Raw genomic sequence first — 18,192 nt, 5'->3', positions numbered from 1 at the left:
GGCCGTCATCCGCCTTTACCTGCCGGCCGGGGCACCGGCGCTGCCGGTCCTTTCCAGCCGCACCCGACTCGCTCGGGTCGTCAGCTACTTACTGCCTACGAACTCAAGGAGCCAATCGTGGACAAGCCCGCGACACCCGACCCGCGCACCACCAACCCGAAAAAGCCGCTCATATCGCGAATCACTGTTCCCCGCCTCGTCGCTGCCGGAGCCGCGATGTCCCTGCTGGCCGGCCTCGGCGCCTGGTCGCAGTCCTCCTCGGCGGCGCCGGCGGTCGCCACCGCCGAGGATGCGGTCACCCACGCCGAGAACGAGCGGGTGGCCAAGGGCGCCCGGTGGACACAGCACTACTTCCCCTCCTCCGACGGGTCGGACGTCGAGTTGCACGCCGACGTCCTGCTGCCCGAGAACCTGCCCAAGGGCGAGAAGGTGCCGGTGATCCTGTCGGTAGGGGCATACTTCGGGCACTCCGGGCAGCTTGAGGACGAGAAGCACCCGCACACCGGCCCCTCGAACCGCTTCTACGACTTCATCGAGGGCACCGACCTGTTCTCCCGCGGCTACGCGTTCGTCATGGTCGACCAACGCGGCTTCGGCGGCTCCACCGGATGCCTCGACTTCCAGGGCCCCGGCGAGCAGGCCGACGTCAAGGCTGCGATCGACTGGGCCGCCACCCAGCCCTGGTCCACCGGTGCCGTCGGCATGTACGGCAAGTCCTACGACGCCATCACCGGCCTGATCGGCAACAACCTCGACCAAGATGCCCTCAAGGCGGTCGTCGCCCAGGAACCCATCTGGGACCTGTACCGCAACATCCGCTCCAACGGCGTACCCCGCTCGACCATCGGCAACGTGGCCACCAGCTACAACCGGATCGCCGCCCTGCCCCAGCTGCCCGACGACGACGAGCGCTACCGGACCAACGCCGCGTACGAGAAGACGCACCCCTGCGTGGCCGTCAATTCGATCCAGTACCTGACCGCCGCCTACGAGTCCGAGTACTGGCAGGCCCGCGACCTGGCCCGGCAGGCCAAGGGCAGCGACACCCCGCTCTTCATCACCCAGGGCTTCACCGAGTGGAACACCGAACCCGAGGCGATGGAGGAGTATCTCACCAACCACCAGGGCCCGCAGCGGGGTTGGCTCGGACCGTGGGACCACAAACGGGGTAACGAACGTGCCGCTGACGGCCGGCTGGAAATGGGTCGCGACAGCTGGTTCGCTGAAACCATCTCCTTCTTCGACCAGCACCTGCTCGGCGTCAAGCCGACGGTCGCCTACCCCGCGTACGCCATCCAGGACAACAACGGCCGGTGGCGCGCCCAGGACACCTGGCCGGTCGTGGACAGCTCGCCCACCCTCGCGCTGCCCGACGGCCGATACCTCGACGACAGCGCCGAAGGCGACCCCAAGGTCGATACCGGCAACAGCTTCTACCGCTGGTCGCAGCCGCTGCGCCAGGCCACCCGGGTGACCGGCACCCCCCGCCTCTCCCTCACCGCCCGTGGCCACGGCAACCTGATGGTCCGGCTCTACGACGTCGCCCCCGACGGCACCGGGATCTTCTTCAACGAACAGGTGGCACTGGTGAACGGCGGCAAGCTCGCCTTCGACCTCAAATCGAACGACTGGACCCTCGCCGCCGGCCACCGCCTCGCTGTGCAGATCGGCACCATCCAAGCCCCCGGACCGTTCAGCGACTGGGCCGACGCACCCTCCAACCGGAAGATCACCGTCGAAGACCTCCGGCTCAACCTCGACCTGGATGACCCGCGCGACGACCGCCCGACGGCTGGCGACCGCGCCGTGTACCTCGACACCTACACCGCGCTCTCCACCACCGGGAAGATGCCCATCGGCAAGCCCAGCTTCGCCGTCCCCGCGCCCCGTCGTTGAGCCCAAGATGAGACCGCCGAACGCCATCCACACCGGATATGGAGGCTACCGAGCGACCACGCGGCCGATGCAGGCATCACCCAGCGGAGATGAGTGTGCCGGCGGTGGCGGTGTGGGTGGCGACGGCGGTGCGGATGGTGGGCCCGGTCGCGGTGGCGACTCGACCCGCCGTGAGCGGGGCGACTCAAGTCTTCATCGAAGAAAATAAGGTCCTGACCAGCGCTGATGCTGGCCAGGACCTCTTCTTGAGCCGCCTGACGGAATCGAACCGTCGACCTACGCATTACGAGTGCGTCGCTCTAGCCGACTGAGCTAAGGCGGCAACGATCGCCAAGTGTACGGCACGCACCGCCGGATGCCGAACCGGATCCCCCTGGTCCGGAACCGGACAACCGGGCCCGATGGCCCCGGCACGGGAGAGACTTCCCGCCCGGTCCGGGCTACCCTCCGGCACGTGACCGACCATCACGTACCGCCGCGACAGCCGGATCCGGAAGCGCGCCCGGGCGAGCGGGCCAGCCGTCGGCCGCACCGCCTGGACCCACGGGAGCTGGGATTCACCCCGCGTCGGCCGGTGCCCTGGCTCGCGCCCCTGCTGCTGATCAGCACCGGCCTGCGGACGCTGCTGGCCATGCTGTTCGGGGCGTACCTGGACAAGCGGGAACTGCAGAACGCCTTCGGCGACGACACGTTCCGACAGGTCGGGCCGGATGGCGGGCTCTGGCTGGACTACGTGGCCGACCTGGGCGACGGCTTCGACGCCACGTACTCGATCGCCTATCTGCTCGCCCAGCCGGAGCTGACCGTGGACGGGCACCGGCTGCCCCGGGCGCAGACCCTGGTGATGGGCGGCGACCAGGTCTACCCGTCGGCCGGCTACGAGGCGTACGAGGACCGGTGCAAGGGCCCGTACCAGGCGGCGCTGCCGGTCGCCCCGCCGGAGCGGCCGACGCTGTTCGCGGTGCCCGGCAACCACGACTGGTACGACGGCCTGACCGCCTTCCTGCGGCTGTTCGTACGCTCCCGGGACCGCCACTTCGCCGGTTGGGGCACCGGCCAGTCCCGCTCCTACTTCGCGGTGGAGCTGCCGGCCGGATGGTGGCTGCTGGGCCTCGACGACCAGTCCGGTTCATACCTGGACGATCCGCAGCTCACCTACTTCGACGCGGTGGCCCGCAAGCTCACCCCGCAGTCCCGGGTGCTCCTCGCGGTGCCGGCGCCGACGTGGGTCAAGGCCGCCGACCACCCCAACGCGTACGACTCGGTCGACTACTTCATCCGCACCATCGTGGCGCCCACCGGGGCCCAGGTCCGGGTGCTGGTCTCCGGCGACCTGCACCACTACGCCCGGTACGCCGACCCGGAGCGGCAGCTCATCACCTGCGGCGGCGGTGGCGCGTACCTCTACCCCACCCACCACCTTCGGGAGCGGCTGGAGGTGCCGCCGCGGGACACGCTGACCCGCCGGGCCAGCAGCACCCGCGAGTACGAGCTGGCCGCCCGCTACCCGGACCGGGCGCGCTCGCGCCGGTACGGCTGGGGGATCTTCGGCCGGCTGCCGTTCCGCAACCCGGGCTTCACCACGCTGCTCGGCACCCTGCACACGCTGCTGATGCTGGCCATGGCCGGCGTGACGACGCAGCGGGCCGACTCCACCGCGCAGCGGCTGTTCAGCGTCCCGTTGGTGGCGATGCTCGCGGTGACGCTGCTGGGCGCCGCGTTCTTCGCGAAGCCGCCCAGCGCGGGCGGCAAGCGGCACGCCCGGCACTGGATCCTCGGGGTGACGCACGGGTTGGCCCAGGTGGTGCTGGCGGCCGGCGGCACCTGGCTCTGGCTGCACCTGCCGTTCTACGACTGGCCGTGGCCGCTGCCGGCGGTCGCGGCGGTGGTGCTCTACGGCCCGGTCAGTGGGCTGGTCGCCAGTCAGCTCGTGGCGCTCTACCTGCTGGTGGCGGGCGCGTTCGGGGTGAACCTGAACGAGCTGTTCGCCGCTCAGGGCATCGAGGACTCGAAGGCGTTCCTCCGGTTCCGATTCGACCCCGACGGCACGCTGACGATCTACCCGATCGCCCTGGACAAGGTCTCCCACGCCTGGCAGCTCAACCCCGACCAGTCCCCCACCGCCCCCTGGCTGACCCCGAAGACCCCCCTGACCCCCCGCCTGGCCGAACCTCCCATCACCCTCCGCTGACCGCCGGAGGGACTCCTGGAACCGCTGGTACGGCGGATGCCCCTACCCCGTCGGAGGTAGTTCTTCGGAGCGGACGACACCGTCGCCGCCATCGCGCAGGGACCGGATCATGGTTTTCAGGATCCGGAACGCTTCCGACTGCTCGGCCCCGGTCATGCCGGCCAGCATTCTGACCTCGACGGACCGGACCGCCACGGTCGCCTGCTCCAGGCTCCGCCGGCCGCGAGGCGTGAGCCGCGCAGGAAGCGCCTTCCCGACCGGCGGGTCCGCGGGCCTGGTCACGTAGCCCTCTCGCTCCAGGGCTTGGAGCAGTACGTTCATCGACTGCCGGGTCACGAATGCACCCCGCGCGAGCTCGGAGTTCGACAGGCCCGGCCGCTGAGCCAGCAGTTCGAGACAGGAGTAGTGCGTCACGCTCATGCCGAGTGGCCGCAGCACCTCCTCCATGGCTGAGCGGAGGACGCTCGACGCCTCTTTCAGCAAGTAGCCGAGGGACGTTTCCAGGTTGACACCGACACCACCTTGACTCATGTCAGCATTCTGACATAGCCTCGATGTCAGAAAACTGACACGCTCGAAGGGAACGCCACCATGCCCGTCACCGGCCCCGACTTCATCTCACTCCAGGCACGCGACCTCGATGCTTCGCAGGCGTTCTACGAGAAATATCTCGGCCTTGTCCGCTCACCGGTCGGACCTCCGCACGCCGTCGTCTTCCAGACGAAACCGATCGCGTTCGCACTCCGCGACGTCCTTCCCGGCACCGACCTCGGATCCGTCGCCCAGCCCGGCATCGGGGCGGCGATCTGGCTCCATGCCACCGACGTCCAAGCCATTCACGATGCTCTCGTCGCCGACGGCCACACCATCGTCTCCGCACCGATCGACGGCCCCTTCGGCCGGACGTTCACCTTCGCCGACCCCGACGGATACCAGGTCACCCTCCACGACCGCTCCTGAACGCCGGCCACTGGGGACCGGCGTTGGCCACCGGTCCCCAGTGGGGTGAGGCCGTGGTGATCGACATCCGGCTGCTGGCGAGACGGGTGCGGCGACCGGGTCTGACCCGAAGTGGTTGGGGATCACAGTCAGGAACGAGCAGGCAAGCCGATCATCGCGCTGCACCCTCCGCGCCCGACTGGTCACGGGTCTCGTAGGCGCGGCGGGAGCCGCAGACGTCGGCGCGGGAGCACATGGAGCGCGAGCCGTCGGAGTCCAGGCGCACAGTCACCGCGTCTCTCGGGACGCTGTGGCCGACGACCTTGCCGTCGCCCTCGGAAGTGGTAACCCGGGCGCCGATCGCCGGGGCGGACTCGGCAAATTTGACGTACAGCGGATGTTCGTACTTGAGACAACACATCAGGCGGCCGCACGCGCCGGAGATGCGCAGCGGGTTGAGCGGCAGGTCCTGGTCCTTCGCCATCCGGATGGTCACCGGCTCGAAGTCGGTGAGGAAGGTGGCACAGCACAGGTCACGCCCGCACGAACCGATGCCGCCCTGCACTCGCGCCGAGTCGCGGGCGGAGAGTTGCCGCAGCTCGACCCGACAGTGCAGCGTCGCGCCCAGATCGCGGACCAGGGAACGGAAATCCACCCGGTGCGGCGCGGTGAAGTAGATGGTCGTGCGGTCGCTGCCGGTCTCCGGCGTGGCCAGGACGTGGTCGACGGCCACCACCTTCATCGGCAGCCCGTGCTCGCGGATCAGCCGCTTGGCGGCCACCTTCGCGTCGGCCTTGCGCCGGCGCAGCAGCTCGTCGCGGTGCAGGTCGTCGTCGCCGGCCAGCCCGGCCAGCTTCGGGAAACCGTCGGTGTCCTCGCTGACCCACTGCGCGGCCCAGACACACTCGGCCACCTCGGGACCGTCGTCGGTGGGCACCAGCACCCGGTCTCCCACCTGCGGGCGAAGCTCACCCGGATCGAGGTAGTAGAGGCGCCCGTACCGGTTGAAGCTGACCGCGCAGAGCATGCCCATGCGCCTACCCTACGCGGACCCGCGCGGTCGGACGGCCCACCGGTCGCCGTCCGGTCACACCGCGCAGCGATCCATCCCGGTCGACCCGACCGAATCGGCCCCCGCGCCTCGCCCGGACGGTTGAAACCTGGGCCGGCCCCGGGACAAACGCCCATCCACCGCGTTGAGTGAAGGCAGACCTGCGGGGGGTGCAGGGAAAGGCCACGGCGTCGCACGCCGGTGCCCGGCCACGGCCGGAGCGGCGTGCGGCGCCGTGGACCGTCAGTAGCCGATCCGGGTGGTGCCGCCGTAGCGCGGCGCGGCGACGGCACGGTCCCGCCAGGTCGTCTCCGCCAGGCTCGGCCCCCACTGGCGCAGCAGTGTCTCGGCCCCGTCGTAGGCCACCCCGAGCACGCTTAGCACCCGGGTGGCGATCTCGGCCGCCGCCGACGCGCCGGCCGGGCCGGCCTCGACCCCCGGCCGGGTCGCGGCGTGCACGGTGACCGCCTCGGCCGAGCCGACCACCTCGGCGAGCGCCCGCGCCAGGGCCGCCCGGCTGCTCTCCACCCAGCCGGCCAGCGCGTCCGCGTAGCCCGCTGTCGACTCCAGCCGCCCGACCAGGCTCTCCGGCCCCTCGTCGAGATGCCGGAGCAGGGCGCCGCGCGCCTCGTCGTAGGCGGACGCGGCGGTTCCGGACCAGGCGACCGGGTCGGTGAGCACCGCGCAGGTGTCGTCGTACCCCCGGACGAGCCGGCGCACGGCGTGGCCGGCGCCGGTCAGCGGCGCCGGGTGCAGGTCGAGGAACTCCCGCACGGCCGCACCGGGAAGCACCTGCATCCGGCGCAGCAGCGGCCAGAGCCGGTGCCCCTCGGGCGCACCGGCGGCGAGCAGCGCGTCGACGCGGGTGAGCAGGTCGAGGCCGGGCTCGGCGAGGCGGTCCAGCGCGTCCATCAGGCCTCCCGGGCCAGCCGGCGCGCGACCGCGTCGTCGGCCGTCGCGTAGCGCTCGGCCGCGCTGCGCAGTGCCGCCGCGGCGGCCGCCAGCCGGTTGGCGGCGGCCTGTGCCTCGCGTGCCCGGTCGGCGGTGGCGGCCGTCCACTGCCGGTGCAGCGCGCGCCCGACCTCACCCGGCCGGCCGGCGGCGTGGGCGCCGAACGCGGGGTGCGGCGGGTCGGTGGCGGTCACGGTGCGGGCCAGTGTGGCGAGGCCGGCGGCGGCGTCGTCGAGGCGGGCGGCCAACGCGCGCAGCGATTCCATGTCAGGCTCCCGCCAGCGGCCGGTAGGCCGCGAACGTCTCGTTGTGCAGCTTCTCCCGGGCCCACTGCGCCGCGTCCGCGGCGGCGCTCACCGCGGCCTGCACCGAACCGGCCACGTCGCGCGGGTTGCGCTGGTGCAGCGGGCCGAGGAAGCGGACGTCGGTGATCCGCCCACCGGCCGTGACCACCACCTCGACCAGCCCGTCGGGTGAACGGACGGTGACCTCGACCGTGGCGACCGCCTGGTCGAACTCGACCTGGAGTGCCTCGATGCGGCGATAACGCCGCACCGCCTCCTCGATCCAGGCCTCGTCGATCTCCCCCCGCGCCATCGGCGGACTCCTCCCCGGCCGGTCGGCGCCGCCGGCCCCACCCGGCGTCACCCTCACTGAGCGTGCCGCCTTGGTCACCACGGCATTCACCGGACCGTACCGCACGTCAATCGCGCGTGTCGATGCCCTGTGGACAGCGTGGGGTGCGGGTGGGGTCAGCCCCGCCAGAGCGACAGCATCATCGCCTCGACGGCGATCCGCGGCTTGACGTTCGTCTCGATCGCCGCCCGGCACTCCAGCACCGCCTCCAGGCGGCGCAGCGAGCCCTCGGCATCCCACTTCTGCGCGCCGGCGGCGGCCAGCGTCGCGGTGTCGGTGTGCACCGGGGCGACCGGCGCCCGCAACGCCATGGTGAGCGCGTCCCGATAGAAGCCGGCCAGGTCGACCAGGGCCCGGTCCAGCGCGTCCCGCTGGGCCCGGGTGGCCCGCGACTTCTGCCGCTTCTCCAGGTCCTTGAGCTGGCCGGCGGCGCCCCGCATGGCCCCGGCCGCGCCCCGCCCGGTGCCGCCCGCGCCGAGCGCGGTCTGCAACGCCGCCCGCTCCGCCTCGTCGACCTCGGCGACCGAGGCGGCGGCCTCCGCCTCGGCGGCCTCGATCAGCGCCGAGGCGGCGTCGAACGCCGCGCCCACGCCGGTGAGCCGGCGCGGCACGGCCAGCACGGCGTCCCGCCGCTGCCGGGCCTCCGGGTCACGGGCCAGCCGCCGGGCCCGGCCCACGTGCCCCTGGGCGGCCGCGGCGGCCCATTCGGCCACGTCCGGGGCGATGCCGTCCCGGCGGACCAGCACCTCGGCCACCGCGCCGGCCGGCGGCTGGCGCAGCGGCACGACCCGGCACCGCGACCGGATGGTCACCGAGACGTCGTCCGGGTGGGTGGACGGGGCGCAGAGCAGGAAGACGGTACGCGGAGGCGGTTCCTCGACCGCCTTGAGCAGCGCGTTGCCGGCGGCCTCGGTGAGCCGGTCGGCATCCTCGATGATCACGATCTGCCAGCGGCCGCCGGAGGGCGTGCTCGCCGCCCGCAGCACCAGCGCGCGCATCTCGCCGACGCCGATGGAGAGCCCGTCGGGCACCACGAGCCGCACGTCGGCGTGGGTGCCGGCGAGCGTGGTGTGGCAGCCGGGGCAGTGGCCGCAGCCGGTGCCGTGCACGCACTGGAGGGCGGCGGCGAAGGCACGCGCGGCCACCGACCGGCCGGAACCGGGTGGCCCGGTGAAGATCCACGCGTGCGTCATGCCGGCACCGGGGTCGGCGGCGTCGGGCACCGGCGCGCCCGGGTCGGCGGTCGCGCCGGGCCGGTCCGGGTCGCCGGGCCGGTCCGGGTCGCCCGGCTCGTCGAACTGCTCGGCGAGCGCGTCGAGGTCGTCGTACCCGTCGGGGTCTCCGCCGCCGGCCGGTGCGCCCGCGCCGACCGCCACCGGGGTGGCGGCACGCAGCAGCGCGGCGGCCGAGGCGGCGGCCCGCCGCAGCGTGACCACCGCCTCGTCCTGCCCGACCAGGTCGCCGAAGACGTCCGTCATCGTCGGCGTTGCTCCATCGTCACCAGCTCCGATTCGGATAACTCGGGCTGGACCGAGGTGTCCGGGCCCTGGGCCGGGCGTGGGTGCACGATCCCGGCCGGGTCGACGAGGAACTCGTCCACCCGACGGGCGACCGCGTCGGCGATCTCCTCGACCGGGCGGGACGCGTCGAGGACCAGGTAACGCTTCGGGTCACCGGCGGCCAGGTCGAGGAACGCGTAGCGGACCCGCTCGTGGAACGCCACCGACTCGGCCTCCAGCCGGTCGGCGTCCTCGTTGCGGGACGCCACCCGGCCCAGCCCGGTGTGCGGGTCGACGTCGAGCAGGACCACCAGGTCGGGCTTGAGCCCGCCGGTGGCCCAGGAGGAGAGCCAGGAGACCTCGTCCACCGGCAGCGTCCGGCCGGCGCCCTGGTAGGCCAGCGACGAGTCGACGTACCGGTCGCTGATCACGACCGCGCCCCGGACCAGCGCCGGACGGACCACGGTGGCCACGTGGTGGGCCCGGTCGGCGGCGTAGAGCAGTGCCTCGGCCCGCGGCGACGGCGCGTCGTCGGAGGTGGTGCCCAGCACCAGCGAGCGGATCCGCTCGCCGACCCCGGTGGCGCCCGGCTCCCGGGTGACCACCACGTCGCGGCCCCCGTCGCGCAGCCGCTCGGCGAGCGCGGCGAGCTGGGTGGACTTGCCGGCGCCCTCGCCGCCCTCGAAGACCACGAAGAGGCCGGAGGAGACGAACGGCTCGGCCGGCATCAGCGGGCGGCCCCGGATCGAGCCCCAGAGGTCGGCGAGGACCGGTACGCCCTTCTTGTCGTCCATCTGGCCGAACGCGCTGATCCCGGCGAAGATGCCGGCCGCGCCGGCCGCGAGCAGCAGCAGCCGGGTCGAGGAGATGGAGATGCCCAGGTCGGCGATGGTGAGCTGGCGGGAGCCGCCGACGCCGACCAGGAGGCTGCTCAGCGCGATGGCCAGGATCAGCACCAGCCGGGTGCCGATCTGCACCACCGCGAAGACCCGGCCGCGCACCTCGTCGGCGACCTCGCCGCCGAGCAGCGTGGTGCCGGCCAGGAACGCCATGCCGGCGCCGGCGCCGACCAGGATCGCGCCGACGATGGCCATGGACAGGTGGATGGCGAACGCGAGCACCAGCACGGAGGCGCTGGCCAGCACGATGCTCATGCCGAACCAGCGGCGGCGGGACATGTCCCGCACGATCATCGGGCCGAGCCCGATGCCGAGCGCCAGGCCGACGAAGATCGCGCCGAAGAGCAGCGAGAACGCGGCGTCACCGGCGCCGAGCGAGTTGGCGAAGAACTTGCCGGTGCCGACCACGATGCCGCCGCCGGCGAACGCGCCGAAGATGCCCAGCACCAGGCCACGGACCAGCGGCGTCTGGCCGATGAACTTCCAGCCCTCGGAGAACTGGCGGAACATGCTCTGCTCGGTGCGTTCCGCCTCGCCGCGCTGGGCCTCGCTGATCTCCTTGATCCCGAACGCCACCACGAGCGCGGTGGCCAGCCGGGAGAACGCGTTGAACCAGAGCGCGAGCTGGGCCGGCTGGGCCCAGTCGGGCAGGTTGCCGCCGACCGCGCTGGGCAGGCCGCGGGTCAGCACGGCCAGCGCGACGGCGGCGGCCACCGGGGTCAGGCCGTACGTGGTGATCAGCGTGAGCTGGTTGGCCGCCTCCAGCCGGGTGCGCGGGATCAGGTTCGGGACCGCGGCCTCCTTGGCCGGGATCCACAGCAACGTGATCGACTCGATCAGGAAGGTGGCGATCAGCGCCCAGCCGACCACCAGGCCGCCCGCCGCGCCGGTCAGCGCGTAGAGCGGGATCGAGGCGAAGAGCACGAAGCGCAGCAGGTCGCAGATGACCATGGTCCACCGGCGGTCGAACCGGTCGGCGAAGACACCCGCCACCGGGCCGAGCACCAGCGCCGGCAGCAGCCGGATCGCGGTCACGCCGCCGAAGGCCGCGCCCTGGGCGGTGCTGCCGGAGACCTGCGAGGCGGCGAAGAGCGCGGTGGCGAGCAGGCCGAGCCAGTCGCCGAAGGAGGCCGCGCTGAGCACGATCCACAGCCGGCGGAACGGCCGGATGCGCAGCACCGAGCGGATCGCGGCGAACCCGGACCGGTCGGCGGCTGTCCCGGACGACGACACGCCGGACGACTCGCCGTTCTTCTGGCTTTCGATGGCCGTACCTCCACGTGCCGGCCCAGGTCTGGGCATCCCCGGTGGAACACTCTAGCCGCGCGGAGGGCGTCGCCCCCCGTGACATCGCCTGTTCGCCGAGCCTAGGCCGCCGGGACCACCGCCCGCAGCCCGGACAGACGCGAGGGTATTTCGCATTGCCGTCCGGACAGTTAGCGTGCAGACGTGGCCATCGACCGTGCCGAACTTCGCGATCGTCTCGACCGGGCGACCGCCCACCTCGACCCGCCGTACGCGGTGGTCGACCTCTCCGCGTTCGACGACAACGCCGACGCGTTGGCCGGCCGCGCCGGCGGCAAGCCGCTGCGGGTGGCGAGCAAGTCGGTGCGGGTCCGCGAGCTGCTCACCCGCGCGCTCAAGCGGCCCGGCTGGCACGGTGTGATGGCCTTCACGCTGCCCGAGGCGCTCTGGCTCGCCCGCACCGGCGTCGCCGACGACGTGCTGGTCGCGTACCCGACCGCGCATCGGGGGGCGCTCGCCGAACTGGCCGCCGACCGGGCGCTCGCCGACGCGGTCACCCTGATGGTCGACGACGTCGGGCAGCTCGACCTGATCGACCGGGTGTGCCCACCCGGCGGCCGGCCCGCGCTGCGGATCTGCCTCGACCTGGACGCCTCCTGGCGACCACTGCGCGGTCGGGTGCACGTCGGCGTGCGCCGCTCCCCGGTGCACAGCGCCCGGGCGGCCGGCGCGCTCGCCGCCGCCGTCGCCGGCCGGCCGGGCTTCCGGCTGGTCGGCCTGATGTCGTACGAGGCACAGATCGCCGGCCTCGGAGACGCCCCGCCCGGGCAGGCGGCGCTCGGCTCGGCGATCCGGGTCGCCCAGCGCGGGTCGTACCGGGAACTGCTGGCCCGCCGCTCGGCCGCGGTCGCCGCGGTACGCGAGCACGCCGACCTGGAGTTCGTCAACGGCGGCGGCACCGGCAGCGTGGCCGCCACCAGCGCCGACCCCGCGGTCACCGAGGTCACCGCGGGCTCCGGCCTGTACGGCCCGACGCTGTTCGACGCGTACCGTGCCTGGCGGCCCACCCCGGCGGCGTTCTTCGCCTGCGCGGTGGTCCGCCGGCCGGCGCCCGGGCTGGCCACCGTGCTCGGCGGCGGCTGGATCGCCTCCGGCCCGGCGGCCGAGAGCCGGCTGCCGCGCCCGTGGCTGCCGGACGGGCTGAGGCTGCTCGGCGCGGAGGGCGCGGGCGAGGTGCAGACCCCGCTCGCCGGCGACGCGGCGGACGCCCTGCGGGTCGGCGACCGGGTGTGGTTCCGCCACGCCAAGGCGGGCGAGGTGTGCGAGCACGTCAACGAGGTGCACCTGGTCGACGGCGACGCGGTGGTGGCGACCGTGCCCACCTACCGGGGCGAGGGCCACGCGTTCCTCTGAACGGACGTGCCGTGACATGACGACGGCGGGCCCCGGGCGCACTCTCGGAACCCGCCGCTCGGCGTGCCGCTCAGCCCTGGGGGACCGCCTCGGTCGGCGCGTCGACCTGCCGGTGCAGGTATTCCCGGATGAGCGCCTTCGCCTCGACCAGCACCCGCTCGTCGCCGTCGGCCCGACGGCGGAACGCCAGCTTGATCAGGGCGTCGGCGGCCTCCACCGCGACCTCCAGGTGGAACCGCAGGTCGGGCACGCCGGCCAGACCGAACCGTTCGGTGAGCACGCGGGCGAGCTGCTCCGCGATCACCCCGTTGTTGTCCCGCTGGTCGTCCAGCAGGTGCAGGTCGACCACGTCGCCGAAGTGCAGGGTACGGAAGCCGGGCACCGTGCGGTGCATCGAGATGTACTCGTCGATCGCCGCGTCGACCCCGTCCCACCAGTGGGTCAGGTCGTCCGAGGCGAAGCGCTCGTCGAGCCGCTGGAGGTAGGACTCCATGGTGCGCAGCGTCAGCGCCTGCACGATCGCCCGCTTGTCCGGGAAGAACTGGTAGACCGATCCGATCGCCACCTCGGCGCGCTCGGCGAGCAGGGTCGTGGTCAGACCCTCGTACCCCACCTCGTCGACGAGCTCGGCGCAGGCGTCCAGCATCCGCTGGACGCGCGCGACACTTCGACCCTGCACCGGTACCCGACGCAGCGGCCCGGTCGTGGCGGCTGGTGTGGACACTCGGCGCCACCCCCCTTCGACGGTTGAACATATCCGCACGTCACGAGTCTGTGACTACCGGTACAACGAGCCGGCCTCGATTGCGGTATTTACCAGGCACAACGTTCCTGATATGAATTCAGTTCATATTCATGTCGAGGAGTGTTCGCCATGGCCGGTACCCCCGCCGACTGGTCCAACTGGGCCGGCAACCAACGCAGCACGGCACTGGTCACCGTGCGCCCCCGGAGCGTGGCGGACGTCGCCGAGGCGGTCCGCCGCGCCGCCACCGACGGCACGACGGTCCGGGCCGTCGGCAGCGGTCACTCCTTCACCGCCACCGCCGTCGCGGACGGGCACCGGCTCGACCTCGCCGAGCTGGCGACCGACGTCACCGTCGACGTGGCGCGTCGCCTGGTCACCGTACCGGCCGGCATGACGCTGCACACGCTCAACGACCTGCTCGCCGGGCACGGGCTGGCGGTGCCGAACCTCGGCGACATCGACGCGCAGACCATCGCCGGCGCGCTCTCCACCGGCACCCACGGCACCGGCGCGGCACTCGGCTGCCTCTCCACCTTCGTGGCCGGGCTGACGCTGGTCACCGGCACCGGCGAGGTGCTGCGCTGCTCCGCCGACGAGCACCCCGACGTGTTCGACGCCGCGCGGGTCGGGCTCGGCGCGGTCGGCATCCTGGTCGAGGTCACGCTGCGCTGCGTGGACGCCTTCGTGCTGCGCGCACACGAACGGCCGGCCGCGCTCGCCGAGGTGCTCGACGACCTGCCCGGCCTCTACGAGGCACACGACCACGCCGAGTTCTACTGGTTCCCGTACACCGACCGGGTGCAGGTCAAGACCAACGACCGGGTGCCCGCCGACGACCGGCCACTGCCCCGCTGGCGCGGCTGGCTGGACGACGAGTTCCTCGCCAACACCGTCTTCGCCGGGGCCTGCCGGCTCGGCCGCGCGGTGCCCGCCCTGGCCCCCCGGATCAGCGCCGTCTCCGCGCGGGCGCTCACCGAACGCACCTACACCGGCCGTTCCGACCACGTCTTCTGCACCCCGCGCCGGGTCCGCTTCGTGGAGATGGAGTACGGGCTGCCGCGCGACGCGCTACCCACCGCGCTGGCGGAGCTGCGCCGGATCGTGGACCGGCTGCCGTTCAAGGTGCTGTTCCCGGTCGAGGTGCGGTTCACCGCCGCCGACGACATCTGGCTGTCCCACTCCTACGGGCGGGACTCCGCGTACGTGGCGGTCCACCAGTACGTGGGGATGCCGTACGAGCCGTACTTCCGCGCGTTCGAGCAGGTGGCCACCGAGCTGGGCGGTCGCCCGCACTGGGGCAAGCTGCACTGGCGCGACGCCGCCTCGCTCGCCCCCGCCTACCCGAAATTCGCCGCCTTCCAGTCCCTCCGCGCCCGCCTGGACCCCAACAACGTCTTCGAGAACGCCTATCTGCGCCAGGTCCTCGGTTCCTGACGAGATCTTGGTACGTGCCCGCCCCACCCACTCGGCGTCTCAGAACACCCACCTGGCTGGCCGGTTCCAGCCCGCAGCGCGCCCCGACCTCGATCACTCTCCGTGTTGGGCGGCGGAAGAAACCCCAGAAAAATGCGGTATGCCTCTGGGTCATAATTATGACCAGGGGGCATACCGCTCAACTGCGATGCTTCGTTTCCAGCGCGACACGCCCGGCACCAGATGCGGGCGCAGCCACCGATTCACTCGTTGGGGATTGAGGTCGCCTTCCGGGGGGCCGCCTTCTTTGCCGGGGCCTTCTTCGCGGCCGTCGTCTTCGCCGCGGCCGTCGTCTTCGCCGCGGCCGTCGTCTTCTTGGCCGCCGTGGTCTTCTTGGCGGGGGCGGCCTTCTTGGTCGCCTTCTTCTTCGGCGCCGGCCCCTTCGCCCGCTTCTCGGCGAGCATCTCGGACGCCTCTTCCAGCGTCAGCGCCTCCGGCGTCTGCGCGCGCCGCAGGGACGCGTTGGTCTCCCCGTCCGTCACGTACGGTCCGAAGCGCCCGTCCTTGATCACCAGCGGCTTCTCGGTGAGCGGGTCGACGCCCATCTCCCGCAGCGGCGGCGCGGCGGCCCGGCGCTGGCGCGTCTTCGGGGCGGCCAGCAGCGCCAGCGCCTCGTCCAGCGTGACGGTGAACATCTTGTCCTCGGAGTCCAGCGAACGGAACTCGTCACCACGCTTGACGTACGGGCCGTAGCGGCCGTTGTTGGCGAAGACCTCCCCGCCGTCCGGGGCCACGCCCACCAGCCGGGGCAGGCTGAGCAGCCGCAGCGCCTGGTCCAGCGTGAGGTCGTCCGGCGACTGCGAACGCAGCAACGACGACTTCCGCTCCCCGCTGGCCACGTACGGGCCGAACCGGCCGGACTTGAGCAGGATCGGCTCGCCGGTCGACGGGTCGTCACCGAGCTTGCGCTCGCCCCCGCCGCCGAGGAACAGCTCGTGCACCTTCTCCGGGGTCAGCTCGTCGGGCGCCAGGCCCTCCGGGATCGGCGCGCGGTCGCCCGGCGAGCCGCCCTCCTCGCCCTCACCCTCTCCCGAGCCCGGAACTGCCCGCTGGAGGTACGGCCCGTAGCGGCCGACCCGGACGACGACCTCGCGCCCCTCGTCGTCGGTGTGCAGCGGGATGGAGTTGACGCTGCGCGCGTCGATGTCGCTGAGGTTCTCGGTGACCAGCTTCTTCAGCCCACCGGCGTGCGCGATGGCCTGGTCGCCGGCGCCGTTGGTGCTGCCGAAGTAGAAGGAGGTGAGGAAGTCGACAGCGGCGTGGTCACCGCCGGCGATCTCGTCCAGCTCGTTCTCCATGCTGGCCGTGAAGTCGTAGTCGATCAGGCGCGGGTAGTGCCGCTCCATCAGCCCGATCACGGCGAACGCCAGGAACGTCGGGATCATCGCCTGGCCGCGCTTGGTGACGTACCCCCGGTCCTGGATGGTCTGCATGATCGACGCGTACGTGGAGGGGCGGCCGATGCCCAGCTCCTCCAGCGCCTTGACCAGCGACGCCTCGGTGTAGCGGGACGGCGGCTGGGTGTGGTGGCCCTGCGCGGCCAACTCGTCGGCGGTCAGCGGCTGGTCCTTGACCAGCGTGGGCAGCCGCCGCTCGGCGTCCTCCGCCTCGGCGTTCTCGTCGTCGCTCGACTCGACGTACGCGCGCAGGAAGCCCGGGTCGGTGATGGTCTTGCCGGTGGCGCCGAAGTCGGCCTCCTCCTGGGCGGAGGAGACGGCCCGGATGCGCACCGACACGCTGGAACCGACCGCGTCGGTCATCTGCGAGGCGATGGTGCGCCGCCAGATCAGCTCGTAGAGCTTGAACTCCTCGCCGGACAGCTCCTTGGCCACGTCGCCCGGGGTGCGGAAGTTGTCGCCCGCCGGTCGGATCGCCTCGTGCGCCTCCTGCGCGTTCTTCACCTTGCCGGTGTAGCGGCGCGGCTCCGGCGGCACGCTGCGCTCGCCGTACAGCTCGACGATCTGCCGGCGGGCCGCCGTGATGGCGGTCTCCGACAGGTTCACCGAGTCGGTACGCATGTAGGTGATGTAGCCGTTCTCGTAGAGCCGCTGCGCGGTGCGCATCGTCTGCTGCGACGAGAACCGCAGCTTGCGGGCCGCCTCCTGCTGGAGCGTGGAGGTGATGAACGGCGCGTACGGGCGGCGGCGGTAGGGCTTCTCCTCGACCCGGGTGACCGTGAACGGCCGGTCCGCCAGGCGGGCGGCCAGCCCACGGGCCCCGCCCTCGTCGAGGTGCACGACGCCCGCGCCGGCGCGCACCCGGCCCGTGGTCGGTTCGAAGTCCTTGCCGGTGGCGATCCGGTCGCCGTTCAGCGCGACCAGCGTGGCGTTGAAGGTGCGCGGGCCCTCGCCCGGCTTGGCCACCGCCAGGGTGGCCAGGATGTCCCAGTATTCGGCGGTGCGGAACGCCATCCGCTGGCGCTCCCGCTCGACCACGATCCGGGTCGCCACGGACTGCACCCGGCCCGCCGAGAGCTTCGGCATGACCTTCTTCCACAGCACCGGGGAGACCTCGTAGCCGTAGAGCCGGTCCAGGATGCGCCGGGCCTCCTGGGCGTCGACCAGGTCGCGGTCGATCTCCCGCGGGTTGGCCACCGCGGCCTGGATGGCCGGCTTGGTGATCTCGTGGAAGACCATCCGCTTGACCGGCACCTTGGGCTTGAGCGTCTCCACCAGGTGCCAGGCGATCGCCTCGCCCTCGCGGTCCTCATCCGTCGCCAGGAAGATCTCGTCGACCTCCTTGGCCAGCTTCACCAGCTTGTTGATCTGCTGGCGGCGGTCGGCCGAGACGACGTAGAGCGCGTGGAAGCCGTTGTCGACGTCGACGCCGAGCCGCGCCCACGGCTCACCCTTGTACTTCGCCGGCACGTCGGCGGCGTTGCGGGGCAGGTCCCGGACGTGGCCGAAGCTGGCCTCCACGACGTACCCCGGGCCGAGGTAGCCCGAGATCGTCTTGGCCTTCGCCGGTGACTCGACGATGACCAGACGGGTGGTTCCAGCGTTGCTCGGCACGTCTCTCCCCGACCTCACTCCTACGCCATGCCCGCTTCGGGCCGTGTTGCACCGCCCGGACCGCCGTCGGCCCGGACGTCCAACGTAACGCGCCGTCCGCGTCCCGGGTTTCGTGGGCGGCGGACCGGCCACCTTCCCGGCGGCACCGGCCGTACCCTGCCGGACGGCGCCACCGTACACCGTGGGTAGGGCGCCGGGCGGGTCACTGTGACGATCACGCACCCCCCGGCGGACGCGACG

The 18,192-nt window shown here is 72.4% G+C and carries 14 protein-coding genes and 1 tRNA gene; 5 read left to right on the top strand and 10 right to left on the bottom strand.

The features are described 5' to 3' along the window. The first annotated feature begins 117 nt into the window (after positions 1-117). Complete coding sequence (locus tag ACH495_RS03170; protein ID WP_396856095.1) at positions 118-1,896, top strand: CocE/NonD family hydrolase; 1,779 nt, start codon at positions 118-120, stop codon at positions 1,894-1,896. Between the two features lie 248 nt (positions 1,897-2,144). Here ACH495_RS03170 and ACH495_RS03165 read toward each other — a convergent pair. Beyond that, positions 2,145-2,218, bottom strand: a tRNA-Thr gene (locus ACH495_RS03165). Positions 2,219-2,350: 132 nt separating this feature from the next. Between ACH495_RS03165 and ACH495_RS03160 the strand changes: the two genes are divergently transcribed. Next, complete coding sequence (locus ACH495_RS03160; RefSeq protein ID WP_396856094.1) at positions 2,351-4,087, top strand: metallophosphoesterase family protein; 1,737 nt, start codon at positions 2,351-2,353, stop codon at positions 4,085-4,087. Between the two features lie 42 nt (positions 4,088-4,129). Here ACH495_RS03160 and ACH495_RS03155 read toward each other — a convergent pair whose 3' ends face one another. After that, on the bottom strand, positions 4,130-4,618 hold the full coding sequence (locus ACH495_RS03155; protein ID WP_396856093.1) for a MarR family winged helix-turn-helix transcriptional regulator: 489 nt from the start codon (positions 4,616-4,618) through the stop codon (positions 4,130-4,132). A gap of 60 nt (positions 4,619-4,678) precedes the next feature. Here ACH495_RS03155 and ACH495_RS03150 point away from each other — a divergent pair, with 60 nt between their 5' ends. Beyond that, positions 4,679-5,047, top strand: coding sequence for a VOC family protein (locus tag ACH495_RS03150; protein ID WP_396856092.1), 369 nt, complete (start codon positions 4,679-4,681; stop codon positions 5,045-5,047). A gap of 151 nt (positions 5,048-5,198) precedes the next feature. Here the strand turns inward: ACH495_RS03150 and ACH495_RS03145 are convergent, their stop codons facing one another. The 6 genes from ACH495_RS03145 to tmk form a co-directional block, all read right to left on the bottom strand. Then, the gene (locus ACH495_RS03145; protein WP_396856091.1) at positions 5,199-6,059 is read right to left on the bottom strand and encodes a stage 0 sporulation family protein; all 861 of its coding nucleotides are present in this window, start codon (positions 6,057-6,059) and stop codon (positions 5,199-5,201) included. Positions 6,060-6,320: 261 nt separating this feature from the next. Next, positions 6,321-6,989 (bottom strand): hypothetical protein, encoded by a 669-nt coding sequence (locus ACH495_RS03140; protein ID WP_396856090.1) that lies wholly within the window; start codon positions 6,987-6,989, stop codon positions 6,321-6,323. Further along, a complete protein-coding gene (locus ACH495_RS03135) occupies positions 6,989-7,294 on the bottom strand; it encodes a hypothetical protein (RefSeq protein WP_396856089.1) in 306 nt (101 codons plus the stop codon). The genes ACH495_RS03140 and ACH495_RS03135 overlap by 1 nt, the downstream gene beginning before the upstream one ends. A gap of 1 nt (position 7,295) precedes the next feature. Then, positions 7,296-7,625 (bottom strand): YbaB/EbfC family nucleoid-associated protein, encoded by a 330-nt coding sequence (locus tag ACH495_RS03130; RefSeq protein WP_396856088.1) that lies wholly within the window; start codon positions 7,623-7,625, stop codon positions 7,296-7,298. A gap of 155 nt (positions 7,626-7,780) precedes the next feature. Further along, positions 7,781-9,142, bottom strand: coding sequence for a DNA polymerase III subunit delta' (locus tag ACH495_RS03125; RefSeq protein ID WP_396856087.1), 1,362 nt, complete (start codon positions 9,140-9,142; stop codon positions 7,781-7,783). Then, entirely contained in the window at positions 9,139-11,295 is a 2,157-nt protein-coding gene (gene tmk, locus ACH495_RS03120; RefSeq protein WP_396856086.1) for a dTMP kinase, read from the bottom strand. The genes ACH495_RS03125 and tmk overlap by 4 nt, the downstream gene beginning before the upstream one ends. A 216-nt stretch (positions 11,296-11,511) precedes the next feature. On the opposite strand from tmk, the gene ACH495_RS03115 reads away from it, so the two are divergent. After that, entirely contained in the window at positions 11,512-12,720 is a 1,209-nt protein-coding gene (locus tag ACH495_RS03115; protein ID WP_396856085.1) for an amino acid deaminase/aldolase, read from the top strand. Between the two features lie 70 nt (positions 12,721-12,790). On the opposite strand, the gene ACH495_RS03110 is transcribed toward ACH495_RS03115, so the two are convergent. Then, positions 12,791-13,366: a TetR/AcrR family transcriptional regulator gene (locus ACH495_RS03110; RefSeq protein ID WP_281943818.1), complete on the bottom strand. Its 576-nt coding sequence runs from the start codon at positions 13,364-13,366 to the stop codon at positions 12,791-12,793. Positions 13,367-13,585: 219 nt separating this feature from the next. On the opposite strand from ACH495_RS03110, the gene ACH495_RS03105 reads away from it, so the two are divergent. Next, the gene (locus ACH495_RS03105; protein WP_396856084.1) at positions 13,586-14,902 is read left to right on the top strand and encodes a D-arabinono-1,4-lactone oxidase; all 1,317 of its coding nucleotides are present in this window, start codon (positions 13,586-13,588) and stop codon (positions 14,900-14,902) included. Between the two features lie 242 nt (positions 14,903-15,144). On the opposite strand, the gene topA is transcribed toward ACH495_RS03105, so the two are convergent. Continuing rightward, positions 15,145-17,952, bottom strand: coding sequence for a type I DNA topoisomerase (gene topA, locus ACH495_RS03100; RefSeq protein ID WP_396856083.1), 2,808 nt, complete (start codon positions 17,950-17,952; stop codon positions 15,145-15,147). Positions 17,953-18,192: the final 240 nt, after the last annotated feature.

It is taken from the genome of Micromonospora sp. NPDC018662 (assembly GCF_044391475.1).
Taxonomy (GTDB): Bacteria; Actinomycetota; Actinomycetes; order Mycobacteriales; family Micromonosporaceae; genus Micromonospora.
Note: the sequence above shows the minus strand (reverse complement) of the source record. Positions and strands in the feature narration are given on the sequence as shown.